General features: G+C 62.3%; 18 protein-coding genes. 4 read left to right on the forward strand and 14 right to left on the reverse strand.

Features of this window, described 5'->3' with window-relative positions:
• The first annotated feature begins 152 nt into the window (after positions 1 to 152).
• Complete coding sequence (locus tag ACEN42_RS14325; protein ID WP_187607414.1) at positions 153 to 452, forward strand: YciI family protein; 300 nt, start codon at positions 153 to 155, stop codon at positions 450 to 452.
• 34 nt (positions 453 to 486) lie between these two features.
• Here the strand turns inward: ACEN42_RS14325 and ACEN42_RS14330 are convergent, their stop codons facing one another.
• From ACEN42_RS14330 to ACEN42_RS14350, 5 genes are read right to left on the reverse strand one after another with little or no spacing between them, the layout of a single operon-like run.
• Positions 487 to 1,077 (reverse strand): SCO family protein, encoded by a 591-nt coding sequence (locus tag ACEN42_RS14330; protein ID WP_371880265.1) that lies wholly within the window; start codon positions 1,075 to 1,077, stop codon positions 487 to 489.
• Positions 1,074 to 1,979 carry a heme o synthase gene (cyoE, locus tag ACEN42_RS14335; RefSeq protein ID WP_371880266.1) on the reverse strand — a complete coding sequence of 302 codons (906 nt, stop codon included), beginning with the start codon at positions 1,977 to 1,979 and terminating at the stop codon, positions 1,074 to 1,076. The genes ACEN42_RS14330 and cyoE overlap by 4 nt, the downstream gene beginning before the upstream one ends.
• A 9-nt stretch (positions 1,980 to 1,988) precedes the next feature.
• The gene (locus ACEN42_RS14340; RefSeq protein ID WP_371880267.1) at positions 1,989 to 3,098 is read right to left on the reverse strand and encodes a heme A synthase; all 1,110 of its coding nucleotides are present in this window, start codon (positions 3,096 to 3,098) and stop codon (positions 1,989 to 1,991) included.
• A gap of 17 nt (positions 3,099 to 3,115) precedes the next feature.
• On the reverse strand, positions 3,116 to 3,754 hold the full coding sequence (locus tag ACEN42_RS14345; RefSeq protein ID WP_371880268.1) for an SCO family protein: 639 nt from the start codon (positions 3,752 to 3,754) through the stop codon (positions 3,116 to 3,118).
• Positions 3,755 to 3,785: 31 nt separating this feature from the next.
• Entirely contained in the window at positions 3,786 to 4,538 is a 753-nt protein-coding gene (locus tag ACEN42_RS14350; RefSeq protein ID WP_371880269.1) for an SURF1 family protein, read from the reverse strand.
• Positions 4,539 to 4,663: 125 nt separating this feature from the next.
• Between ACEN42_RS14350 and ACEN42_RS14355 the strand changes: the two genes are divergently transcribed.
• Positions 4,664 to 4,873, forward strand: a complete 210-nt coding sequence (locus tag ACEN42_RS14355; RefSeq protein WP_371880270.1) for a twin transmembrane helix small protein — start codon at positions 4,664 to 4,666, stop codon at positions 4,871 to 4,873.
• A gap of 196 nt (positions 4,874 to 5,069) precedes the next feature.
• Here the strand turns inward: ACEN42_RS14355 and ACEN42_RS14360 are convergent, their stop codons facing one another.
• From ACEN42_RS14360 to ACEN42_RS14395, 8 genes are all read right to left on the reverse strand, one after another.
• Positions 5,070 to 5,927 (reverse strand): cytochrome c oxidase subunit 3, encoded by an 858-nt coding sequence (locus ACEN42_RS14360; protein WP_035497547.1) that lies wholly within the window; start codon positions 5,925 to 5,927, stop codon positions 5,070 to 5,072.
• A gap of 68 nt (positions 5,928 to 5,995) precedes the next feature.
• Positions 5,996 to 6,208, reverse strand: coding sequence for a DUF2970 domain-containing protein (locus ACEN42_RS14365; RefSeq protein WP_035497546.1), 213 nt, complete (start codon positions 6,206 to 6,208; stop codon positions 5,996 to 5,998).
• Entirely contained in the window at positions 6,205 to 6,726 is a 522-nt protein-coding gene (locus ACEN42_RS14370) for a cytochrome c oxidase assembly protein (protein ID WP_222946657.1), read from the reverse strand. The genes ACEN42_RS14365 and ACEN42_RS14370 overlap by 4 nt, the downstream gene beginning before the upstream one ends.
• A 60-nt stretch (positions 6,727 to 6,786) precedes the next feature.
• A complete protein-coding gene (locus tag ACEN42_RS14375; protein WP_371881132.1) occupies positions 6,787 to 6,927 on the reverse strand; it encodes a cytochrome oxidase small assembly protein in 141 nt (46 codons plus the stop codon).
• Between the two features lie 65 nt (positions 6,928 to 6,992).
• Entirely contained in the window at positions 6,993 to 8,603 is a 1,611-nt protein-coding gene (gene ctaD, locus ACEN42_RS14380; RefSeq protein WP_035497932.1) for a cytochrome c oxidase subunit I, read from the reverse strand.
• Between the two features lie 95 nt (positions 8,604 to 8,698).
• On the reverse strand, positions 8,699 to 10,312 hold the full coding sequence (gene coxB, locus ACEN42_RS14385) for a cytochrome c oxidase subunit II (RefSeq protein WP_371880271.1): 1,614 nt from the start codon (positions 10,310 to 10,312) through the stop codon (positions 8,699 to 8,701).
• Between the two features lie 44 nt (positions 10,313 to 10,356).
• Positions 10,357 to 10,830, reverse strand: a complete 474-nt coding sequence (locus ACEN42_RS14390; protein WP_035497931.1) for a DUF2244 domain-containing protein — start codon at positions 10,828 to 10,830, stop codon at positions 10,357 to 10,359.
• 232 nt (positions 10,831 to 11,062) lie between these two features.
• Positions 11,063 to 12,043 carry a methyltransferase domain-containing protein gene (locus ACEN42_RS14395; RefSeq protein ID WP_371880272.1) on the reverse strand — a complete coding sequence of 327 codons (981 nt, stop codon included), beginning with the start codon at positions 12,041 to 12,043 and terminating at the stop codon, positions 11,063 to 11,065.
• A gap of 149 nt (positions 12,044 to 12,192) precedes the next feature.
• Between ACEN42_RS14395 and ACEN42_RS14400 the strand changes: the two genes are divergently transcribed.
• Both ACEN42_RS14400 and trmL read left to right on the forward strand, forming a co-directional pair.
• Positions 12,193 to 12,978, forward strand: coding sequence for a ComF family protein (locus ACEN42_RS14400; protein WP_371880273.1), 786 nt, complete (start codon positions 12,193 to 12,195; stop codon positions 12,976 to 12,978).
• Between the two features lie 22 nt (positions 12,979 to 13,000).
• Complete coding sequence (gene trmL, locus ACEN42_RS14405) at positions 13,001 to 13,471, forward strand: tRNA (uridine(34)/cytosine(34)/5-carboxymethylaminomethyluridine(34)-2'-O)-methyltransferase TrmL (RefSeq protein ID WP_035497540.1); 471 nt, start codon at positions 13,001 to 13,003, stop codon at positions 13,469 to 13,471.
• Here the strand turns inward: trmL and ACEN42_RS14410 are convergent.
• Entirely contained in the window at positions 13,444 to 13,974 is a 531-nt protein-coding gene (locus tag ACEN42_RS14410) for an O-acetyl-ADP-ribose deacetylase (RefSeq protein ID WP_371880274.1), read from the reverse strand. The genes trmL and ACEN42_RS14410 overlap by 28 nt on opposite strands.
• Positions 13,975 to 13,987: the final 13 nt, after the last annotated feature.

Raw genomic sequence — 13,987 nt, forward strand, 5'->3', positions numbered from 1 at the left:
CCCGGCGAGCGATTCAAACCGGGTGACGGATGTTCGCACAGCATCGGTGCGACGTGAAATACAGAATGCTCATGTGAATATCACCGTCGGCGGTGGGCGGATAGAATCGCCACAAAGCACCACGAACTCTCGCGCTGGAGGCAAACATCATCATGTACGTGATCAATCTGCGATATACGGGCGCACTCGCCGAAATCGACGATGCCCTCGACGCGCATCGCGTTTATCTCGAACGCTATTTCGCGGCGGGCGTCTTCGTCGTCGCAGGGCCGAAGGTGCCGCGTGACGGCGGCATCATTCTGGCCTCGGGCATCGAACGCAATCGGCTCGATGCGATCATCGCGGAAGATCCATTCGCGCAGCAGGGACTCGCGCATTATGAGATCACCGAATTCAAGGCAACGCGGCTTGCGCCCGGCTTGAATCTGCCCGAACCATCTTCGGACGCTTGAAATGAAAAGTGGCCCGAACGGGCCACTTTCGCGATCAGTCGACCAACAGCTTCAGGTCGTGAACCCACGGCTCGACGCCCTGCCCGTCGCGCGCGAAGAGACGGAGCTTGCCGTCCTTGTCGAACACGTAGCTCGCGGCGGTGTGATCCATCGTGTAATCGTCGGGGGTCTTGCCCTGCGACTTCGCGTAGTACACGCGGAAGTCCTTCGCGATCTGTGCGAGTTGCGCATCGTTCGCCGGACGCAAACCGATATACGACGAGTTGAACGCCGCCACATACTGGCCGAGCAGATCGGGCGTGTCGCGCGCCGGATCGACGGTGACCATCAGCACCTGCACGTCCTTCGATTTGTCGCCGAGTTGCTGCATCGCTTGGGAAAGTTCGGCGAGCGTCGTCGGGCATACGTCCGGGCAATGCGTATAGCCGAAGAACAATACGACAGCCTTGCCTTTGAAATCGGCGAGCGTGCGCGTCTTGCCGTGCGTGTCGGGCAAGGAGAAATCGCTGCCGAATTGCTTGTTGCCGGTGATATCGAGGTTCTTGAAATCGGGCGCTTTCTCGCACGCCGAAAGCAGCGCCGCGAAAAAGACCAGCGCGAATAGACGACGAAGAACGACCATCATGCGCCGATCACCGTGCGCACGTAATGATCGACGAGCAACGCGCCGAACAGCAGCGACAGATACACGATCGAGTAACGGAAGGTCTTGCGCGCGAGCATGTCCGAATAGCCGCGATACATCTTCCACGCATAGCCGATGAAACCCGCGCCGAGCGCAATCGCGCACGCCAGATAAACGACGCCGCTCATGCCGGAGATATAGGGCATCAGCGTGACCGCGAACAGCACGAGCGTGTAAAGGAAGATGTTGAGCAGCGTGTATTTTTCGCCGTGCGTGATCGGGAGCATCGGCAGGCCGGCGTTCTCGTAGTCCTTGCGGCGATACAGCGCGAGCGCCCAGAAATGCGGCGGCGTCCACACGAAGATGATCAGCACGAGAATCCACGCGTCGCCGGGCACCGTGCCCGTCACCGCGGCCCAGCCGAGCGCGGGCGGCATTGCGCCGGACGCGCCGCCGATCACGATGTTCTGCGGCGTATAAGGCTTGAGCAACAGCGTGTAGATGACCGCGTAACCGACGAACGTGGCAATGGTGAGCCACATCGTGAGCGGATTGGTGAACTTATAGAGCGTCCACATGCCGATGCCGCCGAGCACTGCGGAGAAAGTCAGAATCTGCGCCGACGTGATCTGTCCGCGTGCCGAGGGACGCCATGCGGTGCGGCGCATCTTCGCGTCGACTTTTTGCTCGACGAGACAGTTGATTGCAAATGCCGCGCCGGCCAGCAACCAGATACCGACGGCGCCGCCGATCAGCTTGTCCCACGGCACCATGCCGGGCGTGGACAGGAACATGCCGATGACGGCGCAAAACACGGCGAGCTGCGTGACGCGCGGCTTTGTCAGCGCGAGATATTGCGAAGCGCGGCTGCCGAGGGGGGAATGTAGTGTCGTGCTATCCATGATGTGGAGTCACGCTGAAACGACGTCGCGCGCGGGAACTGCGGCGCGGCCGGGACGGCTGGAAGAGATTCGAAAGTTTAGCATAACGAGTAGCAGCAACAGGATCGCGGCGCCGCCGTTGTGCGCCACCGCAACCGGCAACGGCCACTGCAGCACGATGTTCGACATGCCCGTGAGGAACTGGACAACGATCAGCAACAATACGCCGTTTGCGGGTTTTCGCAGAGATTCGAAACGTCGCAGTCTCGATGCGAGCCAGAGCAGATACAGCACGACGACCACTGCGAACGTGCGATGCGTCCAGTGAATCGCGACGAGCGCGTCCTGCGAGATCACGTCGCCGTCGCCGGTCATGCCGAGGGCGCGCCACAGGTGAAAGCCGTGCTCGAAGTTCATCGGCGGAACCCATTGGCCGTTGCACAGCGGGAAGTCCGTGCACGCCAGCACCGCGTAGTTCGTGCTGACCCAGCCGCCGAGCGCGATCTGCACGACGAGCAGCAGCAACCCGAACGCCGCGGCGGGCATCCAGCGCGCGGCGGCCGAATCGAGCGACGGAATCGGCGTCATGCGTGCCGCGAGCCAGCCGAGCACGCCGAGCAGCGCGAGGCCGAGCAGCAAATGCGTCGTGACGATCACCGGTTGCAGCTTGAGCGTGACGGTCCACGCGCCGAACGCGCCTTGCAGCAGGATGAGCAGCAGAATGCCGGTGGGCCACCACGGCGACACATGCAGCGGACGCCTCTTGATGCGCGCGGTCCACGCGATGATCACCTGCGCGATGATCAGCACGCCGATCGCCATCGCGAAGTATCGATGCAGCATCTCGATCCACGCCTTCACCATGCTGACGGGACCGGTCGGCATCGCCTGATACGCGGCCGAAATCTGCGCATGCGCAATGAACGGCGACGACGTTCCGTAGCAGCCGGGCCAATCGGGGCAACCGAGGCCGGAATCGGTCAGGCGCGTGAAGCCGCCGAACATGATGAGATCGAGCGTCAGGAATGTCGTCAGCCAGACGAGTTTCCTGAACTTGTTGTCATCGGCCTTCACCCAGACAAACGAAAGCGGCAGCAGCGCGATGCACAAGCCGATCAGAGCGAGTTGCAATACGAACATGTGTTTCTACCTGACCTTCAACCGATACGCGACCACTTCAAAAGCTTCGCCAGATCCGCGTTGATCTTCTTCGGATCGGGATTCTTCGGGAAGCGCATCATCAGATTGCCATTCGGATCGACGAGAAAAATGTGATCCGAGAGTTTCGTGCCGTCGTCGACGGGCAGCCACGCGGCGATCGACTTTTCGTTGGCGACCAGCATGCGCGTGTCCGGCTGCGGATACGCGGTCTTGATGACGTTGGAGACCGGTTTGTCATCGGTGCGCAGCCAGACATTCACGACGCGCTCGCGCTCGCCCGATTGCAGCGCGCGTACCTGGCGCATGAAATAGAGGCGCGTCGCGCATTGCTCGTCGCAATCGCTGCCGTTGACCGTGATCATCAGCCATTTGCCTTCGAGCGACTTGAACGGCACGCTCTGCCCTTTCTCGTCGGTGACGACGAGTTGCGCCGGTATCGGCCGCTGCGGATCGATCAGCGCGCCGTAGCTCGACGTGCCGCCCGCCGGCTTGAACACGTAGTACATCAGATACGAAGCGATCACCGGCGCGGCGCACACCAGCGCGAGCAGCAGGAGCATCCAGCGGCCGCTGATCCAGGAGCCTTTCTTCGCGGTTCGTTGCTGCGCGGCGGCGGGGTGACGTTGTGATTGCATCAGTGAAAGTGTGTCTCTGTTCGGTCGGTTGTCAGGCGTGGTGCTCGGCTTCGTCGTCGCGCTCTTCGGGCTCGTCGGGCTGGTCGCCTTTCCTCGCGGCGCGGCGCGCGGCATACAGGCCGAACGCGATGGCCGCGGCCGCCATGCCCCACCACTGCAACATGTAGCCGTAATTGCGCTCGACGCCGAGCGTCGGCGCGGGCCAGTCGCGCACGAGCTTGTCGCCGGCATTGTTCGTCTGCTGTATCACGAACGGCTGGAAGGCAAGCCCGGTTTCGACCGCGTACGACCTGATGTCCAGGTTCTGGCGAATTTCCTTATGCGCAGCCGATCCGCCGCTGCCCAGTTCGAACGCCTGCGACGCATTCGCGCGCGCGATGCCCCGCACCTCGACGACGCCCTTCGGCGTTTCATACGACTCGATGCCCGTGCGGTCCGCCATGTTGCGCGGCAGCCATCCGCGATTGACGAGCACATGGCCGCCGCCCTCGAGTTTAAGCGGCATCACGACATAAAAGCCTGGCTGGTCGTTATACGGACGATTGTCCAGATACACGACATGCTCCGGCATGAACTCGCCGCGCGCCTCGACGCGATGGAATTCGATCGACTTGAGCGGCAGCGGCTCGACGCCAACTTCCCGCACGGGCGCGTTCTCGAACGCGACGATCTGCGCGTTGAGCGCTTCTTTCTGATGCGCGCGGTCGCGCTGCCAGAAGCCGAGGCGCACGGTCACCGCGACGACGATCAGAATCACGAGCGCGGGCCAGAATCGAATCTTCATGCTGCGAGCCTTACCGCCGGAATCCGGTCGGGCGCTGCACGGCGAGATCTGTCGAGTGAGATAATGAGATGATCCAAATTCATACTGCTCGCTGTGGTTTCTGAGCAAAAACGCTAGCCGGTTTCATGCACATCATCGTTGCTATCGCATTCATCCTTATCATCGGCAGCCTGGCTTCGGCGCTCTACTTCATGATGACCGACCGGGGCAAGACGAAGCGGATGGTCTGGTCGCTCGCCGCTCGCGTCGGGCTGTCCATCTCGCTCTTCCTCTTCATCCTCTTCGCGCACTGGATGGGCTGGATTCAATCGTCGGGCATTCCCATCGGACGATAACCCACCGCGCCGGCACTGCCCTACGGGACGGATTGTCGCGCCGCGGCGCCCGATTCGACGCTCCCCGAAACGACAACGCCGCCCCTTGAGACATCGAGGGCGGCGTGTTGATCACTGCTTCTTTGCTCTCGGACCGGCGTCGCCGCCGGCCTTGCATCGCGGACGGCGCATCGCGCGCGCCCGCTTCGATAATCGCTTACAGCCAGTAGACGACGATGTACAGCCCCAGCCACACGACGTCCACGAAGTGCCAGTACCACGCGGCGCCCTCGAATGCGAAGTGATGCTCCGCCGTGAAGTGGCCGCGGATCAGACGGAACATCACCACGGCCAGCATCGTGCCGCCGAGGAACACGTGGAAACCGTGGAAGCCGGTCAGCAGGAAGAACGTCGAGCCATACACGCCGGAATTGAGCGTCAGGTTCAGTTCGTTGTAGGCGTGGAAATATTCGTAGCCCTGGCAGAACAGGAAGATCAGGCCGAGCAGGACGGTCGCGCCCAGCCAGATGATCGCTTTCTTGCGATGGTCTTCACGCAGCGCGTGGTGAGCCACCGTCAGCGTCGCGCCGGAGGACAGCAGCAGCGCCGTGTTGATGGTCGGCAGGGGCCACGGCACCATCGCGCGGAAATGCGGCACGAGCGCGGCGGGGCCGTTGTTCGGCCATACGGCGGTGAAGTCGGGCCAAATGAGCTTGTAGTCGAGGCTGCCGAGTTGATGCATCGCGATTGCGCGCGCATAGAACAGCGCGCCGAAGAACGCCGCGAAGAACATCACTTCGGAGAAGATGAACCAGCTCATGCTCCAGCGGTACGACACGTCGACGCGCTTTCCGTACATGCCGCCTTCGGATTCGGAGATCGCGTCGCCGAACCAGTGCCACAGCACGAACAACACGAACAGCAGGCCGATGAACGTGCCGACCGGCCCGAAGCTATGGCCGTTCACCCACGACGCCAGCGAGGCCAGCATGATCAGCAAGCCGCTTGCAGCCATCACCGGATGCCGCGACGGATGCGGCACGAAATAGTACGGGCTCTCGTTTTGACCGCTCATTATTGATTCTCCACTTCGATCCAGTTGCTTGAATTTTCTTTTGCCGCCGGCTGCCCGGCGTTATCCGTCTATCCCACTACCGCGCGCACGATCAGCAGCAACACGACGATGAACAGCACCGCTCCGATGACGCCCGCCGCGATCAGATGCAGCGGATTCAACTGCGCGGCATCGCTTTCCAGGTCTGCCCGGCGGCGCACGCCGAAGAACGACCAGAACACCGCCTTCAAGAGCTTGAGGAAACCGGCCTTTTTCGGCGTGTCCGCGCTCATGGCTGTCATGAACCCTTCGTGACCGACTTCGGCGCGTTCAACTCGAAGAACGTGTACGACAGCGTGATCGTCTTTACATCCTTGGGCAGCTTCGGATCGACGACGAACACGACCGGCATGCGCTTGGTCTCGTTCGGCGCGAGCGTCTGCTGCGTGAAACAGAAGCATTCGATCTTCTTGAAATACTCGGTGGCCTGCTTCGGCGCGTAGCTCGGGATCGCCTGCGCGTTCACCGTGCGACCCTGCTCGTTGGTCACGTCGTACATCACCGTCATCACTTCGCCGGGGTGAATATCCAGCGAGTTCTGCTCGGGCTTGAACCGCAGCGGGCCGCGCGCGTTCGCGTCGAACTCGATCGAGATCGTGCGCGTCATGTCGACCTGCGTATTCTTCGCCTCGCGCGCGCCCACATCCTTCTGCACGAGGTTATTGATGCCCGTGATCTGGCAGATCGCGCGATACATCGGCACGAGCGCGAAGCCGAAGCCGAACATCAACGCCGCCACGACGAAGAGCTTCACCAGCATCGACCGGTTGAAGGACCGATCGACATGCGAATTTTCCTGCTGAGTGGACACGTTGCTTTCCTACCCTCGCGACAACAGGTATTGCCTGACGACGATACCCAGAAAGAAGACGGCGGCAATCAACATCATGATGATTCCGAGCCGCTTGTTGCCCGCGCGAATTTCCTCGGGCGTGCGTCTTTTTTGTGGATTCGGGGGCATGCTTTCCTGATTTTTCATTCGCGGGGCACGCTCGACGCGGCCCCGCGAACCAGACAACAAACTATTTATTCGACCGTCGGCGGATGCTCGAACGTATGGAACGGCGCCGGGCTCGGCACGGTCCATTCGAGGCCTTCCGCGCCATCCCACGGCTTGTCGCTCGCCTTCTCGAGTTCACCGCCGCCACGATACGTGGGCAGCGCGACCGCGAACAGGAAGTACACCTGCGCGAGGCCGAAGCCGAATGCGCCGATCGTTGCGACCTGGTTGAAGTCCGTGAACTGCGCCGGGTAATCCGCATAGCGGCGCGGCATGCCTGCGAGACCCAGGAAGTGCATCGGGAAGAACGTGATGTTGAAGAAGATCATCGACGCCCAGAAGTGGATCTTCCCGCGCATTTCGTTGTACATCCAGCCGGTCCACTTCGGCGCCCAGTAGTACCAGCCCGAGAACAGCGCGAAGAGCGAACCCGCCACCAGCACGTAGTGGAAGTGCGCCACCACGTAGTAAGTGCCGTGCATCTGGATGTCGAGCGGCGCCATCGACAGGATCAGGCCCGTGAAGCCGCCCATCGTGAACACGAACAGGAAGCCGATCGCGAAGAGCATCGGCGTTTCGAAGGAGAGCGCGCCGCGCCACATCGTCGCCACCCAGTTGAACACCTTCACGCCCGTCGGGACCGCGATCAGCATCGTCGCGTACATGAAGAACAACTGGCCCGTCACCGGCATGCCGGTCGCGAACATGTGGTGCGCCCACACCATGAACGACAGGATCGCGATCGATGCCGTTGCGTACACCATCGAGCTATAGCCAAACAGCGGCTTGCGCGAGAACGCCGGGATCACCTGCGACACGATCCCGAACGCCGGCAAGATCATGATGTACACCTCGGGGTGACCGAAGAACCAGAAGATGTGCTGGTACATGACCGGATCGCCGCCGCCCGCCGCGTTGAAGAACGACGTGCCGAAGTGACGATCGAACAGCACCATCGTGATCGCGCCAGCCAGAACCGGCATCACGGCGATCAGCAGGTACGCGGTGATGAGCCACGTCCACGCGAACATCGGCATCTTCATGAGCGTCATGCCGGGCGCGCGCATGTTCAAGATCGTCACGACGATGTTGATGCCGCCCATGATCGACGACGCACCCATGATGTGGACCGCGAAAATCGCGAAGTCCATGCCCGGGCCCATCTGCGTGGAGAGCGGCGCGTACAGCGTCCAGCCCGCGGCGGTTGCGCCGCCCGGCACGAAGAACGAGCCGACGAGCAGCACCGCAGCGGCCGGCAGCAGCCAGAAGCTGAAGTTGTTCATCCGCGCGAACGCCATGTCCGATGCGCCGATCTGCAGCGGCACCATCCAGTTCGCGAAACCGACGAACGCCGGCATGATCGCGCCGAACACCATGATGAGGCCGTGCATGGTGGTCAGCTGATTGAAGAACTCGGGGCGCATGATCTGCAGGCCCGGCTCGAACAACTCGGCACGGATGCCGAGCGCCATCACGCCCCCCGAAAGGAACATGATGAAGGAGAACAGCAGGTACAGCGTACCGATGTCCTTGTGGTTGGTAGCGAAGAGCCACCGGCGCCAGCCATGGGGCGTCTCGTGCGCATGGTCGTGCGCGTGGTCGTGACCTGCGCCTACATCGTGTCCGATGCTAGACATGACAATCATCTCCTAAAGCGAATACTCGGGGCACTTGGCAATGACGCGTGGCTTTCCGTTGCTGTTGGGCGAAGGAAAGCTACACGCTCGGCACGTCAAGCAGCCGGACTGATTTCCACGCGACGGGCTTCCTTGTTATCGGCGCCGCCGGTGATGGTTTCCGGTTTCTTCAACACGATACGGTCTTCCGACACGCCCGCGGCCTTCAGCGCGTCACGCACGGCTTGCGCGCGGCGCTTGGCGAGATCGGCGTTCAGATCGGCGTTGCCGGTCGCATCCGTGAAGCCGGACAGCGCGATCTTCGCGTCAGGATGCGCCTTTGCGTAGGCCGCTGCGGCGTCCACCGCGCTTTTCGCGTCGGCGGGCAGCGCGTCCTTGCCCGTCTCGAAGTAAATGCTCGCGGGCAGGCCGGCGGCTTGCGTAGCTTCCGCGCCGGATGCCGCCGGCGCGCTCGCCTCGGCTGCCGCAGGCGCGGCGCTCGCCGCTTCAGGCGCCGATGCCGCCGCCGCGTTGCCGCCGCCTTGCGGCATCTTGCCCGCCTTGGCGTCGATCACCTGCTTCGGCTGGAGAAGGTCGCCGGTGTGGTTGCCCCAACTGTTGCGCTCGAACGTGACGACCGATGCGATCTCGACATCGTTCAGCACGCCTTGCCACGGCGGCATAGCGCCCTTGCCGTGCAGCACGATATTCAGATGGTCGGCGATCGAGCCATTCGCGATCTTCGAGCCGTCGAGCGCCGGGAACTGGCCCGCGCCCTTGCCGGTAGGCTGGTGGCAGACCGCGCAGTTCGACGTGTAGACCTGCTGGCCGCGCGCCATCAGTTCATCTTTAGTGTAGGTCTTGAGGGGATCGTCGGCGCCTGCGGCCATCTTCTTCTTTTGCGCATCGACCCACTTCGCGTAGTCGTCAGCCGACAGCACTTCGACCACCACCGGCATGTACGCGTGCTCCTTGCCGCACAGTTCCGTACAGAAGCCGCGGTAGGTGCCCACCTTCTCGGCCTTGAACCAGGTGTCGCGCACGAAGCCCGGAATCGCATCCTGCTTCACGCCGAACGCCGGGACATACCACGAGTGCACGACGTCGTTCGCCGTGGTGATGATGCGGATCTTCTTGTCGACCGGCACCACGAGCGGGTTGTCGACTTCCTGCAGATACAGCGTCGAAATGGGCTTCTGGCCGTTCGTCTCGCTGCGCGGCGTGGAGAGCGTCGAGAGGAAATTGATGCCCTCGCCCGGCCCCTTCACGTAGTCGTAGCCCCACTTCCACTGGTAGCCGGTGACCTTCACCGTGAGGTCGGCGTTGGAGGTGTCCTTCATCGCGACGACGGCCTTCGTTGCAGGCAACGCCATCAGGATGACGATGACGAACGGCACGATCGTCCAGATGATTTCGACGGTGGTGCTTTCGTGGAAATTGGCCGGTTTGAACCCCTTCGACTTGCGATGGACGATCAGCGAATAGAACATCACTCCGAACACGCCAAGGAAAATGACGGTACAGATGATGAGCATGAAGATATGGAGGCCGTAGAGCTCCTCGGCGATCTTCGTCACAGGCTGCTGGAAGTTGATCTCGTTGACAGCAGGACCGCCTGGACTGTTTTCGACCGCCAGGGCCGCGCCGGCGGTGAGCAGTGTGCCTGCCGCCAGCACGCCCGAGAGGGCTCGCTTGATTGTTTTCATAGCATCCTTACCCAAATTTTCCATTCAAACCCTCGACCCCCGTGACATCGCGCGCCTGCCGGCTCCTCTCAAAGGCGTCTCAGCGACGCCTGCAACTCGGCAGCAAATTGTTTGCGACGATGCTGTGCAAGGTGTTGTCCGATTTTCACCGATTGACCGCGCGATACGATCGTGAGCGGCTCCCTCGGTGTCGCGCCCGTTTCCACCCGCACCCAGCGCGGGTTGAACTCGAACTGCGTCAGCTCTTCGGCGTTCATCTGTTCGATCAACAACCGGTTTTGATACAACCGGATTCGTTCGTAGTCGACCGCATGGCGCGCGTAAATCAGGAACGCGATGCCCACGACCGTCAACTCGACTCCGGTGAACGGCAGCACCAGCCAGGCGCCATTCAGGAACAGCGGCGTTGCGATTGCCAGCGAAAACAGCGCAAGCGACAAATAGAAGCCCACGAACTGGCGCGGCGACACCGAGCAGTTTCGCTTCATCAGCCAGTCTTTGATGACCGGCTCGGACTCCGTCAGCGTCTGGCTGGCTTGCATCGCTGCCTCCATCAATCCGCACGCAATCGCATACTTTCGCTCGGATTTCGCCCAAATTTGTGACAGACCAGGCGACAAACTGACGCATTATAGGCGTCTTAAGTGGCATCCACAAGCAAGGGTCGTAACCTCGCAAAGCCAAGCGCCACAAGCTTCTGCGCCTTTTTGACGCACCTTTTTGCGCGCTTTTTTTGCGCAAATTTCAGACATAACAACCGCGCTCTTTACCGATTCAGCGTTTCGGTTTCGAGCCTCGTCCAATATCTTCCAGACGCACGATGCCGTGCCCTTGCGCCGTCGTGCGCGGCACTGCTTTCCATGCGTGACCGTAGATCACTTCGAATGTGAGCGGGATCGTGCCGTCGTCGTGGCGAAGCGCTTCGAGCGCCTGATGCACCGCGCCGCGCACGACCTTCGCATCCGCGCGGCCGGCGCCGGACGCGCGCGCGAACGGATACTCTCCCCAGCGCGTCACGTCGGCGAAGAGCGATTCGGGCGACTTGTACGTGATGGTCAGCACTTCCTGATCCATCACCGGAATTTCGAAGCCGCTTTCCACGAGCATGTCGCCGAGATCGTGCATGTCGACGAAATCGATCGTGTGCGGTTCGGGTTCGAGCCCGAGCGTGCGCTCGGCTTCGCGATATGCGGCTCTGAGCTCGCGCAGCGTGTCCGGGCCGAAGGTGCTGAACATCAGCAGGCCGTTCACCTTGAGCACGCGCTGCCATTCAGGGAAAACGAGGTCCGGACGCGGATGCCAGTGCAATGCGAGGTTCGACCACAGCAACTCGAATGCGCCCGGAGCGAACGGCAACTCGGAAAAATCGGCTTGCGCGAGTTGCGGGCCACGTGCACCGAACGCCTTCGCGAGCGTCGATGGAAGAAAGCGGCGCCAGCCCGCGCCATTGTCGAGGTCCGCGGCTTCGGCGACGCGCGCGCGCGCGAGCATCGCGGACGAAATATCGACGCCGGTCACCGACGCCTCTACAAAACGTTCCCGCAGACCGCCCAGGTCCGCTCCGACGCCGCACGCCGCATCGAGGACGCGCATCGGCGCGACCTTGATGTATTCGAGCCGCTCGCGCATGCGCTCCGCGATTTCGCGTGGCAGGAACGCGACCTCGTCGAAGGTGGCGGCGCGACCATCGAAGATCGCGCGCAAACGACGCGGATCATAGGCCGAACGGCTGGTTTCAGGGGGTGTCGGGGACATGTCGATCTTTTCGCGGAGAGTGCGAAGTATACTCGGTCGTCTCGAAAACAACCCATGCGAAGTGCTGATACGAGGCATAAACGCTTCCTGAAGCGCAAAGAATGCGCGTGTTTAGCGCTTCGAGCCGTGATTTTTCCGATCTCGCCGTCATGAAAGCCGACAGCATCCGCCTTCCATTCCAGACGCCCACAGCAGCGCGCCTTCGCGGATTCGCGTCTGCCGCGCTTCGACTCGCCGCCCGCGCGTTGCCGAGCCAATGCACGTTATGCGGCAATTTGTCGCAAAGACTGCTGTGCGACGGTTGCGATGCGCAGTACTGGAACGAACCGCGTCTGCGCTGCGCGACCTGCGCGTTGCCGATGGCGGCGTCGGCCATCCGACGTGAACGCGAGAACGCGCGCCTGCACTGCGCCGCGTGCCTCGAATCGCCGCCCGCGTTCAACGACACGCTCGCGCTGGCCGACTATCGCGCGCCGCTCGATACACTCGCCGTCGAACTGAAGTTTCGTACGCGGCTTGCGGCGGGCGAAGCATTTGCGCGGAATCTGCGCGCGGTTTTCGAGGACAGCGATCTGCCCAGGCCGGACCTGATCGTGCCGGTGCCGTTGTCGCATACGCGGCTCGTCGCGCGCGGTTATAACCAGGCGTGGGCCATCGCGCGTCCGCTTGCGCGCATGATGGGCGTGCGAGCCGATGCGTCGCTCGTCACGCGGGTCCGGCATACGTCGGCACAATCGCGGCTGGATCAGGAAACGCGCCGCCGCAACGTCGCGAGCGCGTTCGCCGTTTCGAGCGATGTGCGCGGCAGGCACGTCGGCGTCGTCGATGACGTGATGACTTCCGGCGCAACGCTCGACGCCCTCGCCCGCACGCTCAAGCTTGCCGGCGCGCGACGCGTCAGCAATTTCGTGGCGCTCCGTACGCCAAAAGATTAACCACCTTCACCCATAGCAATCCATGTTCAACGTCGTACTCGTCGAACCCGAAATTCCGCCGAACACCGGCAACGTGATCCGCCTGTGTGCGAACACGGGCGCGCGCCTGCATCTGATCGAGCCGCTCGGCTTCCCGCTCGACGATGCGAAGATGCGCCGCGCCGGCCTCGACTATCACGAGTACGCCGAAATGAACGTCCATGCGAACTGGGATGCTTTCATCGCCAGGGAAGCACCGGATCTCACGCGCATGTTCGCTTTCACGACGCGCGGTTCGACGCCGTTCTTCGATCACGCGTTCAAAACGGGCGACTGGTTCGTGTTCGGCGCAGAGACGCGCGGCCTCGCGCCCGCATTGCTGGAACGCTTTCCGACCGAGCAGCGCGTGCGCCTGCCGATGCGGCCCGGCAATCGCAGCCTGAATCTGTCGAATACGGTGGCGATCGTGACGTTCGAAGCGTGGCGTCAGGCGGGTTTCGAAGGCGGCGCCTGAGCAGCCAGCTCGGCCCGATAGAGCGCAAGCATGTCGTCCTGAAAACACGCGAAGATGACGTGCTGCACGGCCGGCGCGGAAGGCAGGGTCTCGATGACCGTGCGCACCGCGATCTGCACGGCCTGCTCCGGCGGGAAGTGATAGATGCCGCAACTGATCGCGGGAAACGCGATCGACGTGCAGCCGGCCTCCTGAGCGAGTTCGAGCGAGCGGCGGTAGCAGCTCGCGAGCAATTCCGGCTCTTTTTTGTGGCCGCCGCTCCAGCGCGGACCGACCGCGTGAATCACGTGCTTCGCGGGGAGATCGTGGCCGCCGGTGATTTTCGCGTCGCCGGTTTCGCAGCCGCCGAGCGTCTCGCACTCACGCAGCAACCCTTTCCCCGCCTTTCGATGGATCGCGCCGTCGACGCCTCCGCCACCGAGCAACGACTTGTTCGCCGCGTTGACGATGGCGTCCACTTTCAGCGTGGTGATGTCGACGACCTGTGCTTCCAGCCTGACCATCGCAACCTCCTCG

This window comes from Caballeronia sp. S22 (assembly GCF_964261745.1).
Lineage (GTDB): Bacteria > Pseudomonadota > Gammaproteobacteria > Burkholderiales > Burkholderiaceae > Caballeronia > Caballeronia jiangsuensis.